Source organism: Lysobacter sp. F60174L2 (genome assembly GCF_052547135.1).
The window spans coordinates 397,867-420,074 of record NZ_JBQWRA010000003.1; the positions used below are offsets into that span (position 1 = coordinate 397,867).

A 22,208-nucleotide genomic window follows, 5' to 3' on the forward strand; every position below is an offset into this window, starting at 1 on the left:
TCCCTCGGCATCGGGGTGATGCGCTGGACACCCTTGTGACTACGCGTCGCGCGCCCGGCGACGGCCGTCCATGCGCCGCCCGCCACCCGGTCGAGGCGGCTTCCGCATGATCTATTACCTGCTGTCTCCACTTACGTGGGCCCTGCTGCTGGCCGGCCTCGCGGCGCTGTGCTGGCGACGGATGCGGACGCCGTGGCGCATCGGCTTCGGTATCTGCGCGCTGGTGGTCCTGCTGCTGTTCACCCCGCTGGGTGCCAACCAGCTGGTCCGGCTGGTCGAATCCGGCATGGCGCGTGGCATGCGTTGCGAGACCGGCGACCGTTCGCCGATCGTGCTGCTGTCCGGCGGACTGGAAGGCGCGCCCCGCGCCGCCCACGACTACGCGGAGCTGACGCCGGAAAGCTGGGTGCGGCTGCGTGGCGCGGTGGACCTGTGGCAGCACGGCGGCGGCGAACTGGTGATCGCGGGCGGCGGGCCGTTCGCGGTCAAGGAAAGCGAGGTGCTCGCCGGCCTGGCACGCAGCTGGAACGTTGCCGTGGACGACATCCGGGTGGAGCGGCAGTCCACCACCACCTGGGAAAGCGCCATGGCGTTGCGCGGCAGCCTGCCGGCGCGGATCCGGCTGGCCAGTTCGGCGCTGCACCTGCCACGCGCACTGACGGCGTTCCATGCGGCCGGCTTCAGTCCCTGCCTGCATTCGACCGATTCGGCCTACCTGCCGCCGCGCAGCATCGGCGCGCTGGTCCCGCAATCATCGGCGCTGGTCAAGAGCGAAAGCGCGATCTACGAAGTGGTGGGCGGGCTGGTCTATCGTTTCCGCGCCTGGCGGGCGGCAGGTCAATCGGTGGCAGCGCCGAGCAGGCGATCCGCCGAGGGTTCCTGATGTGTTTTTTCGCCACTGTTCGATGCCGGCAGCAGGCCGTCGTAGCAGTCCAGCAAGCGGCTGCCGATCGCCTCCCAGCCGTAGCGCTGTTCGGCCAGGGCACGCGCGGCCCGACCGAGTCGCGCTGCCTCCTCGGGTGATTGCAGCAACGCCACCGCGGCATCGGCAAACGCCTGGGCCTCATCGGCGAACAGCACGTTTTCACCGTGTGTCAGCACGATGCCTTCGCTGCCGACGCGGGTGCTGACGATCGCCTTGCCGAGCGCCATCGCCTCGAGCACTTTCAGCCGGGTGCCGCTGCCGGCGCGCAGCGGGACCACGTAGACCGCGGCCGCCTGCACCAGCGGCCGCAGGTCCGGCACGAACCCGGCCAGCCTGACCAGTGGCGCCACGTCCGCGGGGACCACGATGCCGTCGTGCTTGCCCACCAGCACGAACTCCGCGGACGGGCATGCACGCAGGATCCGCGGGAACACGTCGCGCAGGAACCAGTCGACGCCGTCGCGGTTCGGGAACCAGCCCATCTGGCCGACGAACACCAGTTGCGGCCGGGTCGTCGATGTCGCCTCGGGCTGGTTGGCATCCAGGTCGACGCCGTTGGCGATCACCTCCACCGGCGTGTCCGGGGCGAGTCCGCGCAATGCCGTCGCGTCGGGTTCCGAGCAGGCCAGTACCTGGTCCGCGCGGGCGCAGGCGGCGGCCTCGAACGTGCGCAAGCGGGCGACCTGGCCGGACAGGAAGCGCCGGCGCAGGCGGTCGGGTTCGATCTCCGCCCGCGTGGCCAGCAGTCGATGCTCGACGTTGTGCGCATTGAGCACCACCGGAATGCCCGCCGGAACGCAATCGGCGTGCGCCATCAGCGGCAGCATGTCGAAATGGACCAGGTCGGCGTCGCGCGCCAGCTCGGCGACCTGCCGCCGGAACGCCGCCGAGGAATACTTGGCCGCGAGGAAGGGGCCGGCGCCCAGGGTGCCGCGCAGCAGCGCACGGCCGAGCGCGAGGTGCGAGCGCTCGGCAGGGATCGGGTGCAGGTGCAGGCCCTGCAGGATGCGCCGCAACGGGTCCGCTTCGGACGGCTCGTCGTCCTCGCGGACAAAGCTCACCAGGGTCACCTCGTGGCGACTGGCCATGGCTTTCAGCAGGTGCCACGCGCGCAGCTGGTGGCCCTCGCGCGGCGGGAAGGGCAGGCGGCTGGTCAGGGCGAGGATGCGGGCCATCAGTGCTTCTTCCAGAGGCCCACGGGGTCGGACACCAGCATCGCCGGCAACGAAAGCAGCGCCGCGAAGTTGAGGACCACGAAGCTGCCCGCAGTCGGCAGCAACGGCACGCGTGCGGCCAGCCGTGGCAGCACCAGCGCGATGCCCGCGCCCAGGTAGGCCAGCACCTGCAGCACGACCAGCAGCAGGTAGGCGGGTGAAGCCGCCGCGGCGGCGGCCGATGCCAGCAATGCCAGCAGCAGCGCCCACGGCACCAGCAGCCGCAACAACTTGTGCGAGACCCACGCGAAGAACACCGGGTTGCGCCGCGGGTCGAGCAGCACCGGCAGGCGGGCGAGCAATTGCCAGTTGCCGGCGAGCGTCCGCAGCTTGCGGCGGAACTCCTCGCTGTTGTCCCGGCTGGCGACGTCGATCGCGATGGCGTCGCGCGCCATCCACACCCGGCGGCCGGACAGCAGCACCTGCAACGGCATCCACATGTCGTCGAGCACGGTCCCCGCCGGCAACGGGCGGAACAGCTCGCGGCGCATCGCGTGGATCGCCCCGGTGGCGCCGTGCAGCCAGCCGATGCGGGCCTCGTTCGCGCGCAGGGCTTTCTCCATGCGCCAGTACAGGCCGATGCCGTGCCCGGCCGGGTCGCCGTCGGCGGGACGGATCACCAGCTCGCCACTGACCAGTCCCACCGTGGGATCGGCGAACGGCGCGACCAGGTGGCGCAGCGCATCCGGCGCGAACTGCTGGCGGGCATCGGCGAAGGCGACCAGCCCGGTGTCGACCCGGGCCAGCGCGGCGTTGATCGCCATCGCCTTGCCGACGTTGCCCGCAAGCGCGATGACGGTGACGCGCGGGTCGCCGACGTCGGCTTCGTCCACCGTGCGGTCGCCGCTGCCGTCACTCACCACCAGCACCTTGAGTCGCGTTGCGGGATAGTCCTGCGCCAGCAGGTTGCGCACGCGCGCGCCGATAGTGCGCTCCTCGTCGTGGGCGGCGACCACCACGGTGATGGCCGGGCATTCGCCGCCCAGCCGCGGCCGGCTGCCGCGGAGGCGGGCCAGCATCGCCACCAGCAACGGGTAGCCGGCATAGGCGTACAGCACCAGTGCGATGCACGACCAGAACAGCGTCCCCCAGTACGGCCACGTGCTCACAGCAGTCGCTCCCGCAGGCGCTCGTAGCCGGCATTGCCGAGCACGCGCTTGGTCACTCCCAGCGCCTGGTGCCGCACCTGCAGCAGGCGCGGGCGCATGCCGCGCCAGGCGACGCGGCGGCTGAAACCGGTCAGGTCCAGGTCGCGGGTGACCGCGATGCGCTCCAGCCAGCCGCCTTCGCGTTTCCGGTTGATCCCCGGCACCGAACCGAGCAGGTGCCGGTAGCCGAGCGCGAGCGCCAGCCGCCGTTCGCGGTCGCCGCCGCGCCCGCCCGGCAGGGCCAGTGCCGACACCGGTCGTGCGGTGATCGACTCCAGGCGCTGGCGACTGTCCTGCAGTTCCGCCAGCAGCCGCGGCTCGTCCAGGTCTTCGAGGAATGCGTGGGTGGTTCCGTGCGACCCGATCCCCATGCCGGCTTCAGCGAGCGCACGCACGTCGGCAGCCGACAGCATGCCGGGCTGGTCGATGAAACCGGTGGTGATGAAAAACTCCGCATGCATGCCGCGCTCGCGCAGCATCGGCAGCGCGACCTCGATGTTGCTGACATCGCCGTCGTCGAAACTGATGACCACCCGGCGTCCCGGACTTCCCGGGCCTGCGTCGTCGAATGCCTGTTCCAGGCGGACCGCGGTGTATCCGTTCGCGTCCAGCCAATCGAGCTGGCGCGCGAATGCCGCCGGGGTGACGCTGTAGACCGGGTCGAACCGCCCCGCCGATCGCGGCGAGTCGTGCAGCCCGTGGTACATGAGGACAGGGACCATGGTCATGCCGTCCGCAGGCCGCGCAGCCAGCCGAGCATGCCGCTGGTCTCACTGAAGAACAGCGCACGCGACAGCTTGCCGGTGGGTGCACGGAAGCGGGCTTCGTGCACATTGAAGCGCAGTAGCCGGTACGGATCGACGTGCGCGCGGTTCACCCCTTCGATGGTGGTGGCCGCGGTCGCGAAACCCGCGCGGCGGACCAGTTCGACGTCGCGCGAACCGAAGTCGTCGGGGCCGCCATTGGGATAGGCGAAGTGCCGCGGCGGTTTGCCGATCCCCTGGGTGATGGCGCGGTGCGACTCCATGATTTCCGAGGCGGCGCTGCGGTCGTCGAGCCGGCTCAACATCGCGTGGTGATGGGTATGGCCGCCGATCTGGATGCCGGCCGCGGCCAGCGCCCGGGCGTCGTCCCAGTCGAGCATCCCGGCCTCCGGCTGGTTCACCTGCGCGCCGAGCGATCCGGTGATCGCGTCGACCCATTGCTCCAGCCGGTCACACGGGAGCTGCTTCAGCCGCGGTGGCAGCAGCGTGTAGAGCCGTGTGCGCTCGCGTGGATCGGACAGGTCGAACGAGCCCAGTCCGAGTTCGGCGAGATCGAGATGGTCGCCCTGCCGTGATTCCACCGCCTCGACGAGCCGGTAGGCCCAGATGGACGGGCCGCCGATGTGCCCCGTGGCGACGTAGACCACCGCCGGCACCGCCGGCAGGTCGGGCGACAGCAGATGCAGGTTGTCGCGGTAGCCGTCGTCGAGCGTGATCGCATAGCGGACGCCGCGGGCGGTGCCATCGCCGAGCGCGCCCAGGCCGTCGTCCAGGCTGGTCAGCGCGTCGCGCCGCTGCAGCCAGAGCAGCAGGTGCCTGAAGCTCTCGCGTGCGAGGCTGAGTGGATAGGGGTCGGCGTCGTCGCGCAGCCGGTGCAGCATCAGGATCACCAGCCCGGCGCCGGTGGCTCGCCGGTAGAAATGGTCCGGGCCGCCGTAATGGCAGGCGATGGCGATGACGTAGCGCAACCAGTGGATGGCCCGGTAGCTCATCGCGGCGCTCCCTCGGGCGGCAGGTGGCGCGCCTTGAGGACCAGCGCCACGTAGGTCCAGAAGTACGCCACCACCGGGTAGTACGTGAAACGGTCGCCAAACAGGTTGCCGCAGATCAGCGCCGTCCACGCCCCGACCAGGCCCAGCCCGAGCGCGTAGTGCCAGGTGCCGGTGCGCGCACGGGTCATCGATTTCAGCCCGACCATCAACAGCGACAGCAGCAGGCCGCCGAGGATCACCGCGCCCACCACGCCGCCCTCGGCCAGCGTCCGCAGGTAGAGGTTGTGGGTGTCCTTGTTGTAAGGGTTGATCTCGGAGTGGTGGAAGGTGTGGTAGCCGGTGCCCACGACCGGGTGGCGGCCGAAGGTGTCGAGCGCGATGCCCCAGTAGACGAAGCGCATGTCGGTACTCTCGTCGCGCTCGTCGGCCTCGACCGTGGTGCTGTCGAACCGTTCCACCACCGAATACGGCAGCACGCTGGGAAGGATCACCACCGACAGCAGCAACGGAAGCATCAGCTTCCAGCGCCCGCGCCAGGCCAGGATCACCGTCACCAGCCCGAGGATCAGCGCGACGTACGCGGTGCGCGAATAGGCGTACAGCACGCCGATGACCATGCAGGCGATGCCGCCGGCCAGCACCAGCTTCCAGAACCGCGGCAGCCGCGTGGCCAGCAGGATCGCGAACAGCACCACCGCGTGGGTGGTGCAGAACGCGGCGAACTCGTTGGCACCCAGCAGCGAGAAGGTGCCGCTGATCCGCATGTCGTCGTCGTAACCCCAGCTGGACACGCTGCTGTGCTGGGACCAGACCACCTTGGCGATGTAGGGCAACGGCAGCAGGGTGGCCAGCACCACCCGCTTCACCGCGGCCCAGTCGGACACGCCCAGTTGCACCAGGTACACCATGAAGACCGCCAGCAGGTGGTCCTTGAGCGTATTGAGGTGGACTTCGGTGCCGCTGACGTACTGGTAGCCGATGAGCAGCGACACCACCATGTAGATGGCGTAGGCGAGTACCCACCGGTTCAACGGTTCGCCCGGGGCGAGTCGACCGCGCGCCATCAATGCGCCGCCCAGTGCCAGCATGAACATCACGTTGAGGAAGTTGAGGCCGCCGCCAAGGTTCGGCATGTAGCCGGTCTGCACGTTCTGCAGTGGCAGCAGGAAGAGGAACAGCAACAGCGGCCACAGCTTGGCCGGTCCAGGTGTCAGCCGGTTGGAATTCGCCTGCAGGGCGGGCGGTGGAATGGCAGCCGACTTCGGCCGCGCGAGCCCCTGCGCCGCGGCCTGCGTCCGCAACGCCCGTGCCGCAAGCGGGAAGCGGGGCTGCGCCGCGCCTGATGCGGGATCAGTGGGCTGCGTGGACATGGGTGTGTACCAGCAGCTGTCGATATATGTCGATGTATCTGTCGGCCATGACCGCAGGCGCGTGGTGGGCAAGCGCATATGCGCGCGCGCGGGTGTCGTGGCATCCCTGGAAGCCGATGGCCTGGTCGAGCGCGGTCGCCAGTGCCGCGCGGTCGCCTGCTGGCACGAGCCGCGCGTGGGTGGCGTGGGCCAGTAGGCGCGGCACGTCGCCGACCGCGCTGGCGACCACCGGGATGCCTCGGGTCATCGCTTCCAGTACCACCAGCGGCATGCCCTCCGTCAGCGACGGCAGCACCAGGCAATCCAGCAACGGGTAGATCGCGCCCATGTCGGAGCGGTTGCCGGCGAAAGTGACCTGGCGGGTGAGCGACAGCGCCCGGCACCAGGCTTCCAGCGCTTCGCGCTCCGGCCCGTCGCCGACGACCAGCAGGTGCGCCCCGGGCATCCGCCGGGCCAGCGGCTGGAAGGCCTCGATCAACTGCGCGAGGTTCTTCTCCGCCGACAGCCGCGACACCGCGCCGAACACGAAGCCCGCATCGTCCAGTCGCAGTTCCCGCCGGACCTCGGCGGTCCGTGCGTCGTCGTCCACCGACGGTGGCTCGATGGCGTTGTCGACCTGGTGGATCCGCTCGCGTGCGATACCGGCGCGACCCAGCCGCTCGGCCTGCGCGGCCGCAACCACGACGATCGCGTCGAAGCGGCGCAGCAACGCCAGTTCGACCCGGTTGTAGATCCGCTGCGAGCGCGAGCCCTCGATCCAGCCATGCAGCGTCGCCACCATCGGGACCCTGCGGTAGCGGTTGGCCAGCCAGGCGTAGAACGCGCTCTTGTAGTCGTGCGCGTGCAACACCTGCAGGCGGCCCGGACCGGCGGCGATCTGCCGGGCGAGGGCGCGGGCGGTACGCGGGTCGATGCGGCCCTGGCAGGGCAGAAGCACCGCATCCTGCCCGCTTGCATACGCGGCAGCGTGCAGCGGCTGTTCCGGCAGGCGGTAGTTGTTGATGCTCAGCAAGCGGCTGGCGACGCCCCGGTCCGACAGGGCCCGGGCCAGCGTCAGCACCATCCGGTCGGCGCCGTAGAGGCCGGCACTGGACCGCAGCTGCAGCGTCGACAGGGGCAGGCTGGGCGTCATGCCGGCTCCAGCAGTTGCTGGTACAGGCGGTCGTAGGCGTCGACCATGCGCCCCAGCGAATGCGAGGCGACGACGCGCGCGCGCGATGCGGCACCCATGGCCTGGCGCCGCGCCGGCGATCCGGCCAGGGCGAGCATCGACCGCGCCAGCAGCTCCGGCATGCGTGGCGGCGACAACAGCCCGTTCCCGCCGTCGGCGACCAGCTGGGTATTCGCGCCCACCGCCGTGGCGATGACCGGCAGGCCGCAGGCCATCGCTTCGAGCAGGGCATTGGACATGCCTTCGGAGGATGACGACAGCACCGCGATGTCCATTGCCGGCAGCACCGCGTCGATGTCCTCGCGGTTGCCCGGCAGCAGTACCGCGTCGTCGAGACCCAGTCCGGACACCTGCCGTTTGATCGCGTCACGCAGCGGGCCGTCGCCGATCAGCAGCAGCCTGGCTTCCGGGTGCTGCCGGTGGAGGACAGCGAAGGCGGCGACAAGGTCGTCGTGGCATTTCACCGGCACCATCCGTGCAACGCACCCCAGCACCAGTTCGTTGCCCTGCAGCCCCAGCGCGCGACGGGCGTGGACGCGTTCGTCCGCCGTGGGCGGCTGGAACGCGTCGGTGTCCACGCCGTTGGGGATCCAGAACGTCCGGTTGCGGTCCAGCGACTCCTGCCCGGCCAGGTTCGCCAGGATGTCGACCGCCGGCGCGACGACCGCGTCGAACCGGCGATTGATCACGCGGAACGCCTGTTTCAGCTTGCGACTCTTCTTGAATCCCATGTCGCGGCGGTTGGAGATCCGCAGGGTGCCGGTCCGGCGCGGCAGCAAGGCGTTCAGCAGGTCGGCCTTCTCGTGGTGGGACTGCACGATGTCGAACCGCTCCCGCCGCAGCATTTCGCGCAATGCCCGCCACGCGCGCCAACCGGCCGGGCCGTACACGGCGCCGACGGGCAATACCCGGACGGTCACGTTGGGGCGGGAGAACACCGGGGCGAGCTGGATGCCCTCGCTCAGGTGGCCGCTCAGCTGGACCACAGTGATGTCGTAACGGTCGCCCGGCAGCCGGGTGACCATGTTGCGCAGGAACCGCTCGCTGCCGCCGGCAGCCAGCACGGGCGTGTCGGTCAGCAGCAGCAGGCGGATGTGCCGCTGCGGGACGGGTTCGACCGGCGCGGCCTCGAACCCGAACGGATCAGCGGCGGTAGGTAATGCTGACAAAGGCGACATTCTCGACATAGCTTCCCCCGTTGGCGTTGCTGTCGCGGTCCAGGCGGCGCACTTCGGCCTGGCCACTCCAGTGGCGGGTAAACCGGTGCGACACACCGATACTCGCTGACAGGTCCTTGTCCTTGCGGGGGAAGCTGTCGTACTTGCGCGAGCTGGCCCAGGCCGAGACCGACAGGTCGGTGCGCGGTGTCAGCCGATAGCCGAGATCGAGCGAGATGCCGCGATCGCCGCGGTTGTCGATCGGGGAGTTGAGGTAGTGGTTGCGCGAGTAGTACGGATTGACGTCGAACGTCAGGCGTTCGCCGACGTAGGAGTAGCCGATCTGCACGCGCCGTTCGCGGTAGACGTCCGGCGTGATCGCCCCGGATGGACCGACCGTCGGGCCGTCCGGAATGCCGGGGTCGCCGGGGTTGGTGGGGTCGAACGGGTCCCCCGATTCGCTCAGCCGCCTCACCAGGTCGTGCGCGGCTTCGGCAAACTGGTAGGCGAGGTCGACGTGCACGCGCGACCGGGGGCTCAGCTGGACGTCGGCGGTGGCACGCAGGCGGGGCGCATCGTAGGTGGCGCTGTAGCCTTCGAGGTCGAGCCAGGAGTAGCCCGCCTCAAGGTGGAGGACGGTCCGGTTCAGCGCGAGGTCGTGCGAATAGAACGCATCGCGGCGGTGGTAGCCGGAGTACAGGTCGGGCCGGTCGAAGTCGACCTGCAGCGCTTCCAGGTTCAAGCCGCCGCGCTGGGTGGGGTCGAAGTCGCGCAGCAGGCGGGCCGCCACGCTGTAGCGGTCGGTGTTGAAGTCCTCGGTCTTCTCGGCGTCGGTCTTGACGTAGCGCAGTTCGAGTTCGCCGTCGGTGTGTTCGCCGAGGCGCCCCATCAGGGTCGGGCCGGCGGAGAACACGTTGATCCGCTGCAGGTTGTCGGGCGCGTTGTTGCTGCGGAAGTCGATCGGCTCGTAGCCCATGTGGTTGTCGACCGAGAACACCAGCCGGTCGGGCCGGATGGTCCAGTCGAGGTCGGCCACCAGGCTGCCCCGGACTTCGTCGTCGTAGACGTTGTCGAGGTAGTTCAGGTGCTCCGCGTCGCCGCGGACCGCGAGGTCCAGGTGGCGGTTGTTCTCGGTGAGCGCGAAGTCGACCCGGGTGCTGAAGATGTTCTCGTCGATCGGGTCGAACTCGTCCTGGTTGACGTTGTCGGTGTACATCAGCCCGGCGCCGACGGCGTAGTCGAGCTGCACCGCCATCGCGTGGCCGGGCAGCGCGAGGGCGAGCGCGGCGATGCCGCAATTGCGCCGGCGCGTCGCCGGGTTGCGGGAGTGGGGAATGGCGCGCATGCGGGTCTCAGACCCCTTCGTTGAAGACGACGCCGGCGAATTTTTCCGGGGCGAAGTTGGCCGCCGCCTGGGCGATCGCGGATGGCGTGTCGCGGCCGTAGCCCGCCACCAGGATGACCACGTCGGCCAGCTCGGCGAGGATCCGCGCATCCGGGGTGCCGCGTACCGGTGGGCCGTCGAGGAAGATGTGGCACTCCGGGTTGTGGCTGCGCAGCGTGTCCAGCAGCAGCCGCATGCGGAACGACGAGAAGTATTCGCCGCCGGCCTCGGGTGCATTGCCGACGGGCAGCAACTGCAGCCCCGGCATGCCGGTGTCGTAGATCAGGCTGGCCAGTTGTGCGTCCGGCCCGTCGAGATAGTCGACCAGCCCGCCCTGGTCGGGATCGACCTGCAGGGTGGTGTGTTGCGACGGGTTGCGCAGGTCGCAGTCGATCAGCAGCGCGGTCCGTGATTCCTCGAACGCCAGCGCGGCGGCGAGGTTGCGCGAGACGAAGCTGCCACCGCTGCCAGCGCTGACCGGGACGACCAGGGTGACGGCATTGCCATCGGTCATTGCAAGCAGTTTGGTCCGCAACTCGCGGAACGCGTCGACCTCGGGCCGCGACAGGGCATCGCGCTGGATCAGCGCGCGCGATTCCAGTTGGGCCGGAGTCAGCGACCAGTCGCCCTTGCGACGGATGATGTCGCGACCGCCGACGGCAACGGCATCGTCGCCCTCGGCCGGCACGGAGGGCATGAATGAGTCGTTCATAGGGTCTGCACCAGTTTGGCCGCCAGCGCCGCGGCATAGGCCAGCGGCACCACGATGAACAGCGTGGCCGCGATGGCGTACCTGCGGATGTCATGGCGGTGCTCGCGCACGGTCACGTGCCGCGGCACCGTGCCCAGCACCGGCAGCGAGGCCTTGAGTTCGATCTGCTGCGGCGACCGCACGCGCGGGTCGAACTTCACGTACAGCACCAGCAGACCCAGTGGCACGAGGATCGCCATGGCCAGCCCGGCCGCCGCCACGTGCATCAGGCGCAGGCCGTTGCCGCGTGCCGGAACCCGTGCGGGCTCCTGGATGCGGAAGGTGAGGCCGCTCTGCTCGGCATCGAGGGTCATGGACAGGCGCGCGTTCTCGCGGCGCTTGAGCAGGTCCTGGTACAGGTCGCGGTTGACCTCGTAGTCACGCGACAGCTCCGCAAGCCGGCTCTCGGAGGAATCGATGCGGCTGCGACGTGCGCTTTCACGCACCTGCAGCGCTTCCGCCGACGCGAGCCGCGACTGCACCGCGGCGATGCTGGTGCGCACCTGCGCCAGCCTGCTCTTGAGTTCCGCGTAGAGCGGGTTGAAGGTCGTGACGCCGCCCAGCGACGAGGCGGTGGCGGACGACCCACTGGCCGCCATCGCGTCGGCACGCTCGAGCTGGTTGCGCAGGTCTTCCATCTGGTGGTTGACCCGCACCACGTCCGGATGCAGCTCGGTGTAGCTCATCATCAGGCGGCTGCGCTCGGCCTCCAGTTCGGCCATGCGGGCAAGGATCTGCGACGACTGGGTCGAGGCCAGCGAAATCTCGCTTTCGCCCGACAGCTGGGTCTGCAGCGCGGCCTCCTGGGAGCGCAGGTCGCCCAGTTCCATGCGGGCGTTGTCGACCAGGCGCTGCAGCTCGTTGAGGCGGGACACCACGTTGGCATCCACGCCGGGACGCGCATCCGGGTTGGCCTGGCGGTAGTGCTCGAGGTTCGATTCGGCCTCCACCAGTTTCTGGTGGTAGCGCTGGACCTGGGTGTCGATGAAGGCGTACGCGTCGCGGCCCTCGCGTTCCTTGGCGGCCAGGCTTTCCGCCATCACCAGTTCGGCGAAGCGCCGGGTCACCTCATAGGCGCGGTGCGGGTCGCGGTCGGTGTAGGTGATCTGGATGAGGTTCTCGCGCGGGTTGGTGACGCCGGTGCGGCCGGTGATCTCCTCGATCAGGCGCTCCTTGGTCGCCGGTGCCATGCCGTCCTGCCACCAGCCGCCGGTCTTGAGGATCTCGTCCATGACCTTGCGGCTGTAGGCGACCTGGCGCGCGATGCTGGCGCGGTTGGACACGCCGGTGGGCACCGCGCGGCCTTCGAGCAGCGGGCGGATGATGTTGCTGTCCTCAACGAGGATGCTGGTGCTGGAGGTGTAGCGCTTCGGAAGCAGCAGGCCGGCGGCCAGCGCCAGCAGGGCGATGGCGGCGAAGATGCCGGCGAGCATCGCGATCCGTCGACGCCCTTCCTTCAACAGCGGCGGGACCAGCGCCAGTGGGGACTCCGGTTCCGGGGGCGCCCACTCCAGTGCGAGATTGGTGTTGCTCACATCAGGCGCTCCGGAACGGTGATCACGTCGCCCGGGGCCACGTCGAAGTTGGTCGACAGGTCACCCTGGTTGAGGATCAGGTCGAGCCGCACGCCGAAGCTGCGGGTGCCGTCGCCCGCCTTGCGGTACAGGTCGGAGCGCGCCGGGGCCGCGAACTCGGTGACGCCACCGGCCGCGAGCACCGCGTCGAGCACGGTCATGCCCTGGCGGTAGGGGATCGAGATCGGCTGCTTGACCGCGCCGGTCACCCGCACCCGCGACAGGTACTCATGGCTGCGCAGGTCGGTGAGCATCACCGAGACCTGCGGGTCGCGCACGTAGACCGTCAGCTTCTCCTCGATGTCCTTGGCGACGGCCTCGGGCGTCAGCCCGCCGGCGCGGACATCGCCGACCAGCGGCGCCGAGATCATGCCGTCCGGGCGCACCGGCACGGTGATGCCCAGCTCCGGCTGGCGCCAGACGGACACCTGGACGATGTCGTCCACGCCGATCAGGTAGTCGGTGGGCATGGCGCCATCGACGGGCGGTGGTACCGCGGTGGTCGTTCCGGTGGTCGAGCAGGCTGCGAGCAGCAGGCAGAACCCGGCGGAGAGGAGGGTGCGGACAACGTTCATGGCAGTGGATCCCCGGATGTCTGTAGGGGGAAACGAAGCGAAGTCCCTGTGCCGGCCACGGCTGTCCGCTGCCGGTTATCGGCCGGCTCGCCGTTGGTATCGAGCGGGATCGAACGGGAAGGGGTGTCCATGCACGTGCTGGTAACCGGGGGCGCCGGGTTCATTGGTGCGCATGCCTGCGTCGCGCTGGCGGCGCTTGGGCACCGGGTTTCGATCGTCGACAACTTCGCCAACAGCTGTCGTGGGGTGTTGCCGCGGCTGGCGCTGTTGACCGGGTCCGCGGTCGACTGCCATCGCTTCGACATCCGCGATCGCGCCGCGCTGGCGGAGCTGTTCGCGTCCAACCGTTTCGACGCGGTGATCCATTTCGCCGCGCTCAAGGCGGTCGGCGAGTCCTGCGAGCGTCCGCTGGAGTATTTCGACAACAACATCTGCGGCAGCGTCGCCCTGTTGCAGGCGATGTCGGAGGCGGGCGTGCACCGGCTCGTGTTCAGTTCGTCGGCCACCGTGTACGGCACGCCCGAAGCGGTGCCCGTGCGCGAGGACGCGCGGCTGGACGTGACCAATCCGTATGGCCGGACCAAGCTGGTCAACGAGCAGCTGATCGACGACCTGTGCCGGTTCGACCCCGCATTCGCGGTGGCCAACCTGCGCTACTTCAATCCGGTCGGCGCGCATCCTTCGGGATTGATCGGCGAGGACCCCGGCGGTATCCCCAACAACCTCATGCCCTACGTGTGCCAGGTGGCGGCAGGGCGCCGCGAGCGCCTGCAGGTGTTCGGCGGCGACTACCCGACCGTCGACGGCACCGGCGTGCGCGACTATATCCACGTGGTCGACCTGGCGCGTGCGCACGTCGACGCACTGGAGTACCTGATGGATACCGGCCGTCCGCTGACCGTCAACCTCGGCACCGGGCACGGCATCAGCGTGCTGGAGCTGCTGCAGGCGTTCGAGTCCGCGTCGGGGCGGCCGATCCCGTACACGATCGTCGACCGCCGTCCCGGCGACGTGGCCGAGGTCTATGCGGACCCGTCGCTGGCCTCGCGGCTGCTGGGCTGGAAGGCGGAGCTCGGGCTGGACGCGATGTGTCGCGATGCATGGCACTGGCAGTCGCTCAATCCCGATGGTTACCGGTCCCGGGCCCGCCGCGGTCAGCGGGTGGCTGCATCCGTGCCCGCGTCCGTGCCCGCGTCCGTGCCCACGCTGGCGGATGCCGACATGGCGCTGCCGGATGCCTGAGACGCGTCGGGACGGATGCTGTTCCACACCGGCGCCCGGCCGAACCGTACGAAAAAGGTCGACAGGAACCGTTGTCCGTCCGCATCGAGGGGCGACAGCAGGTCGGGTTCGAAGCCGCGGTCGGTCGTGAGCTGGTGGCGCGGAAAGCCCATCAGCCACAGCAGGGTGGGGTGCAGGCTGAACTGGCTGGCCCTGCCGTGGTTGCGCTTGGCCGCTTGCGCAAGTTGCACGGCCAGGCCCGGGTGTCCGGTTATGGTCGCCAGCGGAACCGTCCCCTCGTCCGGATCGGCCGGGCCGATGGTGCAATGGGTCTGCCGGTGCGGCTCGCCGGGCTCGTGGAAGTTCTGTCCGTGGTCGGCGGTGTAGACGATCAGCACGTCGTCCAGCGGCAGCGAGGGCAGCACCTGGTCGAAGAACTGCCGGGTGTTCCATTGCAGGCAGTTGCGGTAGCTGTTCAGCATGCGCTCGCGATCGCCGTCGATCCTGGCCAGGGCGATATCCGGGTCGCCCTCGTTGCCGAAGTAGGTGCGCGCCATCGTCGGTGAATGCGGTGCCTGTCGGGCAGGGTACTTGCCCTCGTACGGGAAATGGCAGCCCATCTTGTTGACCAGGATGAAGCTCGGCTCGGTGCGCGACAGTGCCTCGCGCAGTCGCTGCCCGGCCTGGATGTCGCGCTGGTCGACCGGCGTCGCGCTGTCCAGTTGCACGAAGGCGTCGATATCCCGCGCCTCCTCGGGCGTCATCAGGTTCTGCAGCCGGCCCCCGTGGCGCTGGGCATCGATGTAGACCGTGCGATAGCCGGCGCGTCGCGCGTACTGCCAGATCGATGGGTGGCGCTGCAGGTCGCGGAGGTAGTCGTCGCGGCCGATCCCGAACCGCAGGCCGGCGTTCGATGTCGTCGAGCAGTTGGCGATCGACGAGGCGATGCCGAAATTGGACACCGTGCCCGAGGCGGACCGCAGTCCGGTGTCCACGCCGCGGTCGGAGTTCAGGTCGAGAAAGCCGCCGTGCACGCTTTCGTCGACGACCAGGGCGATGTGCCGCAGGGGCGATGCCAGTCCTTCCGCTGCCAGCGTGACCGCTCGACGCGGTTCCGGCGGTGGAGCGGCGGCCTGCTCGAGCCCCAGCACGAAGGCGAACGCGGGCGCCGTGTACTGGCCGGGCATTCCATTGGAGCCTTCCCCGCCGCGGGCATGCACGACGGTGGCGATGGCGAGTACGGGAACGCATTGCAGCACGCCCGGCGCATATCGTGTCCACTTCCGCCAACCGTGCGAAGGGTGGTCCCGCAGCAGGAACGGCGGCATGTTGATGGCGACCACGCCGAGCAGCGACCAGGCCATCGCCGAAAGGATCGGTCCCGCATGGAATCCGGCGAGGTTGCCGGCAAACCCGGCCAGGCCCAGCAACTGCTCGAAGTCCAGTAACCCCAGCGGTCGGCCGGTGATTCCCACGTGGGCGAGATGCATGGTGGCCGCGCAGAACAGCAGCACGCTCCAGCAGGTCCTCGCCAGCGGCCCGGCCAGGAACGCGAGCGCCAGCAGCGCCACGCCCGCCAGTACCCACACCGCCAGGAACACCAGCAACGCCGGCTGCACGCCGATGTCCGCGACGCGTTCGCGCAGCAGCGGATTGATGCCAAGCATGAAGGCCGCCAGCAGCAGCACCTTGATGGCGGACAGTGCAACGTTGGCCGTCCCTCGCATGGTTCCCGATCGCCCCCGGGTTGCGTGCGCGTTACCCGGGACAACGGAATTCGCCGGTGCGATCGGTCCCCGGTGGGCTAGGTCATTCGATCGGCTGCGCCAGTGCGCTGGCCACGGGGCCGGGGTGCTTCATCCATGCGAAATGATCGGCCACGGTGCCGAGCGACTCCGTGTCGATGCGGACAGTGGTGGTGGATGCTGCCCGCGGCATCTTGCCGAGCAGGAACCGCAGCGAGGATTCCGGCGCCAGCCAGTCATGGGCGAACACCACCGAGCGGATGTCGACGTCGACCTTGTCCAAGGAGGTTTCCAGGTCCACCTCGATGCCGGCACCCGCATAGCGACCGCTCAGCGCGGTGCGGGCCCAGTCGCGGATCAGGCCGCGGGCTTCGGTGCCGCCGAAGCCGATCCGGTGCCCGGGTAGGGCGCCGCAGCGGTCGGCCAACCACGGCAGGAACCGGTATGCCAGTGGCAGCCCATAGCGGGTTGGTCGCGGGAAGGCGCGCCAGTACGGTGCGCCGCTGGCGACCAGCCACAGTCGGGTGGCAAAGCCCGGCGCGATGGCGAGGCGGCAACTGGCGAGCTGACCGCCGAGACTGTGGCCGCCGATGATGCGGGGCAGGTCGGCGGCACAGATGTCGCCCAGCGCACGGCGCATACCGTCTTCGCTCGCCGGTAGGTCGAGCTCCAGAAGTTCGCGATAGCCCCAATCCTGTTGCCGGCCGGCACGCAGGCTGCTGCTGCCGTGGCCGCGCCATTCGTGCACGAATACCGCGATGCCGCGTTCCGCCAGCGATTCGGCGAACGGTTGGTAATGGCGTGCCGCGACACCGAGCGCCGGCAGCCACAGCAACGCAGCCGACGGCTCTGCCGGAACGCAGGCCCGCAACCGGTGTTGATGGCCGTCATCGGACCGCAGTGCGATCTCGAACGATCGCACGGGCTCAGCCCCGGCCCGCGCCGAAGTGGTCGAGCACCACGACATCGCCGCGGCCCGGCCGGTAGCCGCCCCGCAGGGCGCGATGGACGTAGTCGGCGGCGTCGCTGCAAGCCACCGGCAACGGCTTGCCCAGGGCGAGGTTGGCCGCCACGGCGGAGGCCAGGCTGCAACCGGTGCCATGCGCATCGAGCCGCAGGCGCGGGTGGCTGATCTCGCGGATCCCGTCGCCGTCGGCCAGCAGGTCGATAACGTCGCCATCGTCGACCAGGTGTCCGCCCTTGAGCAGCACCGCGCGGGCGCCGGTGGACAGCAGTTCGTTGCAGGCAAGCCGCATCGCGTCGCGGTCGGCGATGGGGTGGCCGAGCAGCAGCTCGGCTTCCGGAAGGTTCGGGGTCAGCACGCTGCAGAGCGGCAACAGCCGCGTGCGCAATGCGTCGAGGGCCGCGGCCTCCAGCAGCCGTGCGCCGGAGGTCGCCACCATCACCGGATCGAGCACGACGTGGGCGGGCGCGTGGTGTTCCAGGGCATCGGCCACGGCGTGGATGACATCGGCGTTGGCGAGCATGCCGAGCTTGACCGCGACGATGCGGAAGTCTTCGAAACACGCTTCGATCTGTGCACGCAGGAAGCCGAGGTCGGGAACGTGCACCCTGGTCACCCCGCGGGTGTGCTGGGCGGTCAGCGCCGCGATCGCGGTGAGTCCGTGCACGCCGTGGGCGGCGAATGTCTTGAGATCGGCCTGGATGCCGGCACCGCCGCCGGAGTCGGAGCCGGCGATGGTGAGCGCGCTGGGCGGGCGGGGGTCGGTGGTGTCCATGGAGGCATTGTCGCCGAACGCGCCGGGATGCTGCTTTTGCGGGAGGGGTTTTCAGCCACGATGCGGAGCCGGCGCAGGCGGGCGGTGCGGTGATCGCGTTTAACGGGCCTAGATGCCCCCCGGGTCGCGTACGCGGGTGAGCTGGCGGTAGGCGAAATAGCCCAGTCCGGTGCAGCCGGTCAATGCCGCCGGCAGGTACAGCGAGGCATAGCCGATCCGCGCGAACAGCAATGCGCCGGCCACGCCGCCAAGGAAGAAGAAACTGATCACGAGTACGCACAGCGCCAGCCGCCGCCGCCCCAGCGGCAGGCCGCGCAATGCATGGCCGAGCATGATGCCCAGGTCGGTGAACATGCCGCTGACATGCGAGGTGCGCACCAGCGCGCCACTGTAGGTGGTCGCCATCGCGTTCTGCAGGCCGCAGGCCATCGCCGCGAGGATCGGTCCGGCCAGGTGCTGCTGGCGGAACAGCGGGATGGCCGCCAGCAGCATCAGCGATTCGATCGTCAACGCAACGCCGTAGCGGCGGCCGAGCCGCAGCGTGCTTTCCTGCACGATCAGCCCGCTGAGCATCGCGCCGGCCACGAACGCGGCCAGCATCGCCGCCAGTCCGATCGCCATGCCGGCATCGCCGCCGACCAGCGCCGCCCCCAGCAGCGAGGTGTTGCCGGTCAGGTGGGTGACCGCCTGCTGCTGGAAGCCGAGGAAGCCGACCACGTTGACGATGCCGGCCACGCTGGCGAGCGCGGCGGCACCGACCCAGACCCAAGTGGCCAGCCGTTCGGCCACCGGTTACAGCACTTCCGAGGCGTAGTCCGCCAGTCGCGAACGCTCGCCGCGACGCAGGGTGATGTGCGCGCTGTGCGGCCAGTTCTTGAAGCGGTCGACCGCGTAGGTCAGGCCCGAGGTGGTCTCGGTCAGGTACGGCGTGTCGATCTGTTCGACGTTGCCGAGGCAGATGATCTTGGTGCCGGGACCTGCGCGCGTTATCAGCGTCTTCATCTGCTTGGGCGTGAGGTTCTGCGCCTCGTCGAGGATCAGCCAGCGGCTCAGGAACGTGCGCCCGCGCATGAAGTTGAGCGAACGGATCTTGATCCGCGAGGCGAGCAGGTCGTTGGTCGCCGCGCGGCCCCAGCTGCCGCCTTCCTGGTTGTGGGTCAGCACTTCCAGGTTGTCGGTGAGCGCACCCATCCACGGCGTCATCTTTTCCTCCTCGGTGCCGGGCAGGAAGCCGATGTCCTCGCCGACACTGACCGTGGCGCGGGTCATGATGATTTCCCGGTAACGCTGCTGGTCCATCGTCTGCGCCAGGCCCGCGGCGAGCGCGAGCAGGGTCTTGCCGGTACCGGCGGTGCCGAGCAGGGTGACGAAGTCGATCTCGGGATCCATCAGCGCGTTGAGCGCGAAGTTCTGCTCGCGGTTGCGCGCGGTGATGCCCCAGACCGAGTGCTGGCTGTGGCGGTAGTCGTCGACGATCTGCAGGGTGACCTTGTCGTCGGTGACTTTCGCGACCTTGAGTTCGGCTTCGTCGTCGCCGGGCAGGTACAGGTACTGGTTGGGATACCAGTCGTCGTCCTGCACCCGCGAGATCTCGTAGTAGGTCCGGCCCTTGTCGGTCCACGACTTCAGGTCCTTGCCGTGGCGCTTCCAGAAGTCCTCCGGCAGCTCGGTGGCGCCGGTGTAGAGCAGGCTGAAGTCATCGAGCGCACGATCGTTCTCGTAGTCCTCCGAGACGATGCCGGCGATCGCCGACTTGATCCGCAGGTTGATGTCCTTGGAGACGAACACCACCGGCACGTCGGGCTCGGCGTCCTTCAGCGCGAGGATCGCGCCGAGGATGGCGTTGTCCGGCACCACCGCGCCGAAACGCTTGCCGGCGTCGAAGTTGTCGGTCTGGAAACGCAGGCAGCCGGCGCTTTCCTGGCCACGCAGCTTCAGGCCACTGGGCGGCGCCAGCGGGATGCCGGTCTGGATCCTGTCGGCACCGGCGGCCTCGACCAGCTCGTTGAGGAAGCGGCTGACCTGGCGCGCGTTGCGGCTGGCTTCGGTGGTGCCCTTCTTGCCGTTGTCGAGCTCCTCGATCACCTGCATCGGCAGGTAGACATCGTGTTCCGCGAACTTGAACAGCGCGGTCGGGTCGTGCATCAGCACGTTGGTATCGAGCACGTAGATCCGCTTGCCTCTCGTCATCGCGAGCTCCGCTGTGGTTGGATCATTGAGTGGGGTGCAACACGTATGCGCCGGGCGGTCACGCACGGCAAAGCCACCACGTGCCCGCGGAGCGGGGTGGTGGGATGGACTGGAGTGGTTGGGGTCACTGCGTCGCCGCAGCCTTGAGCGCTTCGAACACGGCGTCGGCATGGCCCGGCACCTTGACCGGCTGCCATGACCGCGCGATGACGCCCTCGGGGTCGATCAGGTACGTGCTGCGCACGATGCCCATGACCTTGCGGCCGTACATGTTCTTCTCGCGGATCACGCCGAAGGCGTTGCACAGCGCCTCGTCCTTGTCGCTGACCAGGTCGAACCTGAAACCTTGCTTGGCGCAGAAATTCTGGTGCGACTTGACCGAGTCGCGCGAGACCCCGAGCACGGTCGCGCCAAGCTTGCGGAACTTCGGCAGCAGCGCGTTGAAGTCGATGCCCTCGGTGGTGCAGCCCGGGGTGCTGTCCTTGGGGTAGAAGTACAGCACCAGCCACTGGCCCGCGTAGTCGCCGAGGGTGACGGTCTTTTCGCTGGACAGCGCCAGCGGGAGATCGGTGGGAACCTTGTCGCCGGTGTCGAGCATTTCGTGTTCCTTGGAATCAGGCGCCTCAGAACTTCATCGGGTCCATGATGGCGTCGAGGTTGAGGTGGTCGCAGAACTCCAGGAAGTCGTCGCGCAGCGCGGCGATGTGCATGCTCGCCGGCACCCCGATGGTGACCTGCGCGGAGAACATGTCGGCACCGGTCTGCATCGCCCGGTAGCGCGAGCAGTGCAGGCTCTCGATGGTGATGCCCTGGCGGTCGAAGAAATCGGCCAGCTGGAACAGGATGCCGGGCTTGTCGGCCGCCACCACCTCGACGATGTAGGGCAGCAGGTCCGACTGGATCTTCTTCTCGCCGGTGCGGTACCAGATCAGCTTGAAGCCTTCCTCGCGCTCCAGCCGCGACAGCATCGCCTCGAGCTTGGCGATCGCGTCCCACGAGCCGACCGCCAGCGCGGTCACCGAGACGTCGCGGCCAACGGTCGACAACCGCGCATCGACCAGGTTGCAGCCACTGTCGGCGATCCGCCGCGACACCGACAACAGTGGCGATTCCGGATGCGTCGTGTAGGCGTTGATCAGAAGGTGGTTTTCGTTCGGCGACGGTCGGGTACTGGAATCGGTCAAGACGGCGCCTGCATGGAATGGGCAACTGGCCCGGGAGATGGCGTCGAACCACGGGTCCCGAGACTGAACGGCGGTCCGCGAACGGACCGTGATTGAAAACCAGCATACTTGCCCGTGCTTTCGGGCCGCAAGTAACATCGGCCCATCCGCAGCGCCGCACGCTGCCCCCTCCTACGCGACTCCGCAAAGGCTTCCGACTTGCGACTTTCCGGCAGTATCACCGCGCTTGCGACGCCATTCGACGCCGATGGCGAGATCGACCTGGACGCCTGGCGCCGCCTGCTCGACATGCAGTTGCAGGGCGGCACCGGGGCGGTCGTCGTGGCCGGTTCGACCGGCGAGGCGGCGGCCCTGTACGACGCCGAGTTCGACACCCTGCTGCGAACTGCGGTCGAGTTGGTCGCCGGGCGGATACCGGTGCTGGTCGGGACCGGGTTGTCCAACACCGGAAAGACCATCGAGCAGACCCGGCGCGCCGCCGCGATGGGTGCCGACGCCGCGCTGGTGGTCACGCCGCCGTATGTGCGGCCGACCCAGGCCGGCCTGGTAGCGCATTACCGCGCGGTCGCCGACGACGGTGCATTGCCGCTGGTGCTCTACAACGTGCCGGGCCGCACCGGTACGGACATGCTGCCGGATACGGTCGCCGCGCTTGCCGGGCATGCGCGCATCATCGGCATCAAGGAAGCCCGCAACGACGTCGAGCGGATGGATGCGTTGCTGGCATTGAAGGACGACGGTTTCGTGGTGCTGACCGGTGACGATCCGACCGCCTGCCGCGCGATGCTGGCCGGTGCCGATGGCGTGGTGTCGGTGGCATCCAACGTGCTGCCGCGTGCCTTCCGCCGCCTGTGCACGCTGGCGCAGGAAGGCAAGCGCGACGCCGCCACGGGGTGGGACGCCCGCATGGCCGACATCTACGGGTTCCTCGGTGTCGAACCCAACCCGATCCCGCTCAAGGCATTGCTGGCGCGTCAGGGCATCGGCCATGGCGTGCGCCTGCCGTTGCTGCCACTCTCGCCAACCCATCACGACGCCGCGGCGAAGATCGCCGCCGCCATCCGCGAGCTTGAAATCGCCTGCGACGCCGTCGCGGCCTGACCC

General features: G+C 69.0%; 21 protein-coding genes. 3 read left to right on the forward strand and 18 right to left on the reverse strand.

All coding sequences use genetic code 11. The annotated features are described in order from the left end of the window. Nucleotides 1–106: 106 nt before the first annotated feature. On the forward strand, nucleotides 107–883 hold the full coding sequence (locus ACT9AS_RS10775; protein ID WP_445100132.1) for an ElyC/SanA/YdcF family protein: 777 nt from the start codon (nucleotides 107–109) through the stop codon (nucleotides 881–883). Here ACT9AS_RS10775 and ACT9AS_RS10780 read toward each other — a convergent pair. Genes ACT9AS_RS10780 through ACT9AS_RS10830 form a run of 11 tightly spaced genes read right to left on the reverse strand, consistent with a single transcriptional unit; the run spans nucleotide 838 to nucleotide 13,025 of the window. Next, a complete protein-coding gene (locus ACT9AS_RS10780; protein ID WP_445100133.1) occupies nucleotides 838–2,100 on the reverse strand; it encodes a glycosyltransferase in 1,263 nt (420 codons plus the stop codon). The two genes, ACT9AS_RS10775 and ACT9AS_RS10780, sit on opposite strands and share 46 nt — an antisense overlap. Then, nucleotides 2,100–3,248 (reverse strand): glycosyltransferase, encoded by a 1,149-nt coding sequence (locus ACT9AS_RS10785; protein ID WP_445100134.1) that lies wholly within the window; start codon nucleotides 3,246–3,248, stop codon nucleotides 2,100–2,102. Before ACT9AS_RS10785 ends, ACT9AS_RS10780 begins: the two co-directional genes overlap by 1 nt. Beyond that, entirely contained in the window at nucleotides 3,245–4,009 is a 765-nt protein-coding gene (locus ACT9AS_RS10790; protein ID WP_445100135.1) for a polysaccharide deacetylase family protein, read from the reverse strand. Before ACT9AS_RS10790 ends, ACT9AS_RS10785 begins: the two co-directional genes overlap by 4 nt. A 2-nt stretch (nucleotides 4,010–4,011) precedes the next feature. Next, on the reverse strand, nucleotides 4,012–5,043 hold the full coding sequence (locus tag ACT9AS_RS10795) for a polysaccharide deacetylase family protein (protein WP_445100136.1): 1,032 nt from the start codon (nucleotides 5,041–5,043) through the stop codon (nucleotides 4,012–4,014). Beyond that, on the reverse strand, nucleotides 5,040–6,413 hold the full coding sequence (locus ACT9AS_RS10800; protein WP_445100137.1) for an O-antigen ligase family protein: 1,374 nt from the start codon (nucleotides 6,411–6,413) through the stop codon (nucleotides 5,040–5,042). Before ACT9AS_RS10800 ends, ACT9AS_RS10795 begins: the two co-directional genes overlap by 4 nt. Then, nucleotides 6,394–7,545: a glycosyltransferase gene (locus tag ACT9AS_RS10805; RefSeq protein ID WP_445100138.1), complete on the reverse strand. Its 1,152-nt coding sequence runs from the start codon at nucleotides 7,543–7,545 to the stop codon at nucleotides 6,394–6,396. The genes ACT9AS_RS10800 and ACT9AS_RS10805 overlap by 20 nt, the downstream gene beginning before the upstream one ends. Continuing rightward, a complete protein-coding gene (locus tag ACT9AS_RS10810) occupies nucleotides 7,542–8,753 on the reverse strand; it encodes a glycosyltransferase (RefSeq protein WP_445100139.1) in 1,212 nt (403 codons plus the stop codon). The genes ACT9AS_RS10805 and ACT9AS_RS10810 overlap by 4 nt, the downstream gene beginning before the upstream one ends. Further along, a complete protein-coding gene (locus ACT9AS_RS10815) occupies nucleotides 8,728–10,086 on the reverse strand; it encodes an outer membrane beta-barrel protein (protein ID WP_445100140.1) in 1,359 nt (452 codons plus the stop codon). The genes ACT9AS_RS10810 and ACT9AS_RS10815 overlap by 26 nt, the downstream gene beginning before the upstream one ends. Nucleotides 10,087–10,093: 7 nt before the next feature. After that, a complete protein-coding gene (locus tag ACT9AS_RS10820; protein ID WP_445100141.1) occupies nucleotides 10,094–10,837 on the reverse strand; it encodes a polysaccharide biosynthesis protein in 744 nt (247 codons plus the stop codon). Beyond that, a complete protein-coding gene (locus tag ACT9AS_RS10825) occupies nucleotides 10,834–12,411 on the reverse strand; it encodes an XrtA system polysaccharide chain length determinant (protein ID WP_445100142.1) in 1,578 nt (525 codons plus the stop codon). Before ACT9AS_RS10825 ends, ACT9AS_RS10820 begins: the two co-directional genes overlap by 4 nt. After that, nucleotides 12,408–13,025 (reverse strand): XrtA/PEP-CTERM system exopolysaccharide export protein, encoded by a 618-nt coding sequence (locus ACT9AS_RS10830; RefSeq protein ID WP_445100143.1) that lies wholly within the window; start codon nucleotides 13,023–13,025, stop codon nucleotides 12,408–12,410. The genes ACT9AS_RS10825 and ACT9AS_RS10830 overlap by 4 nt, the downstream gene beginning before the upstream one ends. Before the next feature lie 129 nt (nucleotides 13,026–13,154). Here ACT9AS_RS10830 and galE point away from each other — a divergent pair, with 129 nt between their 5' ends. After that, nucleotides 13,155–14,267 carry a UDP-glucose 4-epimerase GalE gene (galE, locus tag ACT9AS_RS10835; protein ID WP_445100144.1) on the forward strand — a complete coding sequence of 371 codons (1,113 nt, stop codon included), beginning with the start codon at nucleotides 13,155–13,157 and terminating at the stop codon, nucleotides 14,265–14,267. Here galE and ACT9AS_RS10840 read toward each other — a convergent pair. The 7 genes from ACT9AS_RS10840 to ACT9AS_RS10870 form a co-directional block, all read right to left on the reverse strand. After that, the gene (locus ACT9AS_RS10840; RefSeq protein ID WP_445100145.1) at nucleotides 14,180–15,973 is read right to left on the reverse strand and encodes a sulfatase-like hydrolase/transferase; all 1,794 of its coding nucleotides are present in this window, start codon (nucleotides 15,971–15,973) and stop codon (nucleotides 14,180–14,182) included. The genes galE and ACT9AS_RS10840 overlap by 88 nt on opposite strands. 82 nt (nucleotides 15,974–16,055) lie before the next feature. Then, entirely contained in the window at nucleotides 16,056–16,913 is an 858-nt protein-coding gene (locus tag ACT9AS_RS10845; RefSeq protein WP_445100146.1) for an alpha/beta fold hydrolase, read from the reverse strand. Nucleotides 16,914–16,917: 4 nt separating this feature from the next. Next, on the reverse strand, nucleotides 16,918–17,730 hold the full coding sequence (gene thiD / locus ACT9AS_RS10850) for a bifunctional hydroxymethylpyrimidine kinase/phosphomethylpyrimidine kinase (RefSeq protein WP_445100147.1): 813 nt from the start codon (nucleotides 17,728–17,730) through the stop codon (nucleotides 16,918–16,920). A gap of 108 nt (nucleotides 17,731–17,838) precedes the next feature. Beyond that, entirely contained in the window at nucleotides 17,839–18,519 is a 681-nt protein-coding gene (locus tag ACT9AS_RS10855; RefSeq protein WP_445100148.1) for a DUF1275 family protein, read from the reverse strand. 3 nt (nucleotides 18,520–18,522) lie between these two features. Continuing rightward, nucleotides 18,523–19,920, reverse strand: coding sequence for a PhoH family protein (locus tag ACT9AS_RS10860; protein ID WP_445100149.1), 1,398 nt, complete (start codon nucleotides 19,918–19,920; stop codon nucleotides 18,523–18,525). 124 nt (nucleotides 19,921–20,044) lie between these two features. Continuing rightward, entirely contained in the window at nucleotides 20,045–20,518 is a 474-nt protein-coding gene (locus ACT9AS_RS10865) for a redoxin domain-containing protein (protein WP_445100150.1), read from the reverse strand. Between the two features lie 25 nt (nucleotides 20,519–20,543). After that, nucleotides 20,544–21,104 carry an ACT domain-containing protein gene (locus ACT9AS_RS10870; protein WP_445100151.1) on the reverse strand — a complete coding sequence of 187 codons (561 nt, stop codon included), beginning with the start codon at nucleotides 21,102–21,104 and terminating at the stop codon, nucleotides 20,544–20,546. A gap of 198 nt (nucleotides 21,105–21,302) precedes the next feature. Between ACT9AS_RS10870 and dapA the strand changes: the two genes are divergently transcribed. Next, complete coding sequence (dapA, locus tag ACT9AS_RS10875; RefSeq protein ID WP_445100152.1) at nucleotides 21,303–22,205, forward strand: 4-hydroxy-tetrahydrodipicolinate synthase; 903 nt, start codon at nucleotides 21,303–21,305, stop codon at nucleotides 22,203–22,205. The last annotated feature ends 3 nt before the right edge of the window (nucleotides 22,206–22,208 follow it).

Excerpts from the sequence above, each read along its gene's own strand:
- ACT9AS_RS10775 (WP_445100132.1), top strand. The coding sequence starts at position 107 with ATGATCTATTACCTGCTGTCTCCACTTACGTGGGCCCTGCTGCTGGCC.
- ACT9AS_RS10780 (WP_445100133.1), bottom strand. The coding sequence starts at position 2,100 with ATGGCCCGCATCCTCGCCCTGACCAGCCGCCTGCCCTTCCCGCCGCGC.
- ACT9AS_RS10790 (WP_445100135.1), bottom strand. The coding sequence starts at position 4,009 with ATGGTCCCTGTCCTCATGTACCACGGGCTGCACGACTCGCCGCGATCG.
- ACT9AS_RS10795 (WP_445100136.1), bottom strand. The coding sequence starts at position 5,043 with ATGAGCTACCGGGCCATCCACTGGTTGCGCTACGTCATCGCCATCGCC.
- ACT9AS_RS10800 (WP_445100137.1), bottom strand. The coding sequence starts at position 6,413 with ATGTCCACGCAGCCCACTGATCCCGCATCAGGCGCGGCGCAGCCCCGC.
- ACT9AS_RS10805 (WP_445100138.1), bottom strand. The coding sequence starts at position 7,545 with ATGACGCCCAGCCTGCCCCTGTCGACGCTGCAGCTGCGGTCCAGTGCC.
- ACT9AS_RS10815 (WP_445100140.1), bottom strand. The coding sequence starts at position 10,086 with ATGCGCGCCATTCCCCACTCCCGCAACCCGGCGACGCGCCGGCGCAAT.
- ACT9AS_RS10820 (WP_445100141.1), bottom strand. The coding sequence starts at position 10,837 with ATGAACGACTCATTCATGCCCTCCGTGCCGGCCGAGGGCGACGATGCC.
- ACT9AS_RS10830 (WP_445100143.1), bottom strand. The coding sequence starts at position 13,025 with ATGAACGTTGTCCGCACCCTCCTCTCCGCCGGGTTCTGCCTGCTGCTC.
- galE (WP_445100144.1), top strand. The coding sequence starts at position 13,155 with ATGCACGTGCTGGTAACCGGGGGCGCCGGGTTCATTGGTGCGCATGCC.
- ACT9AS_RS10840 (WP_445100145.1), bottom strand. The coding sequence starts at position 15,973 with ATGCGAGGGACGGCCAACGTTGCACTGTCCGCCATCAAGGTGCTGCTG.
- thiD (WP_445100147.1), bottom strand. The coding sequence starts at position 17,730 with ATGGACACCACCGACCCCCGCCCGCCCAGCGCGCTCACCATCGCCGGC.
- ACT9AS_RS10860 (WP_445100149.1), bottom strand. The coding sequence starts at position 19,920 with ATGACGAGAGGCAAGCGGATCTACGTGCTCGATACCAACGTGCTGATG.
- ACT9AS_RS10865 (WP_445100150.1), bottom strand. The coding sequence starts at position 20,518 with ATGCTCGACACCGGCGACAAGGTTCCCACCGATCTCCCGCTGGCGCTG.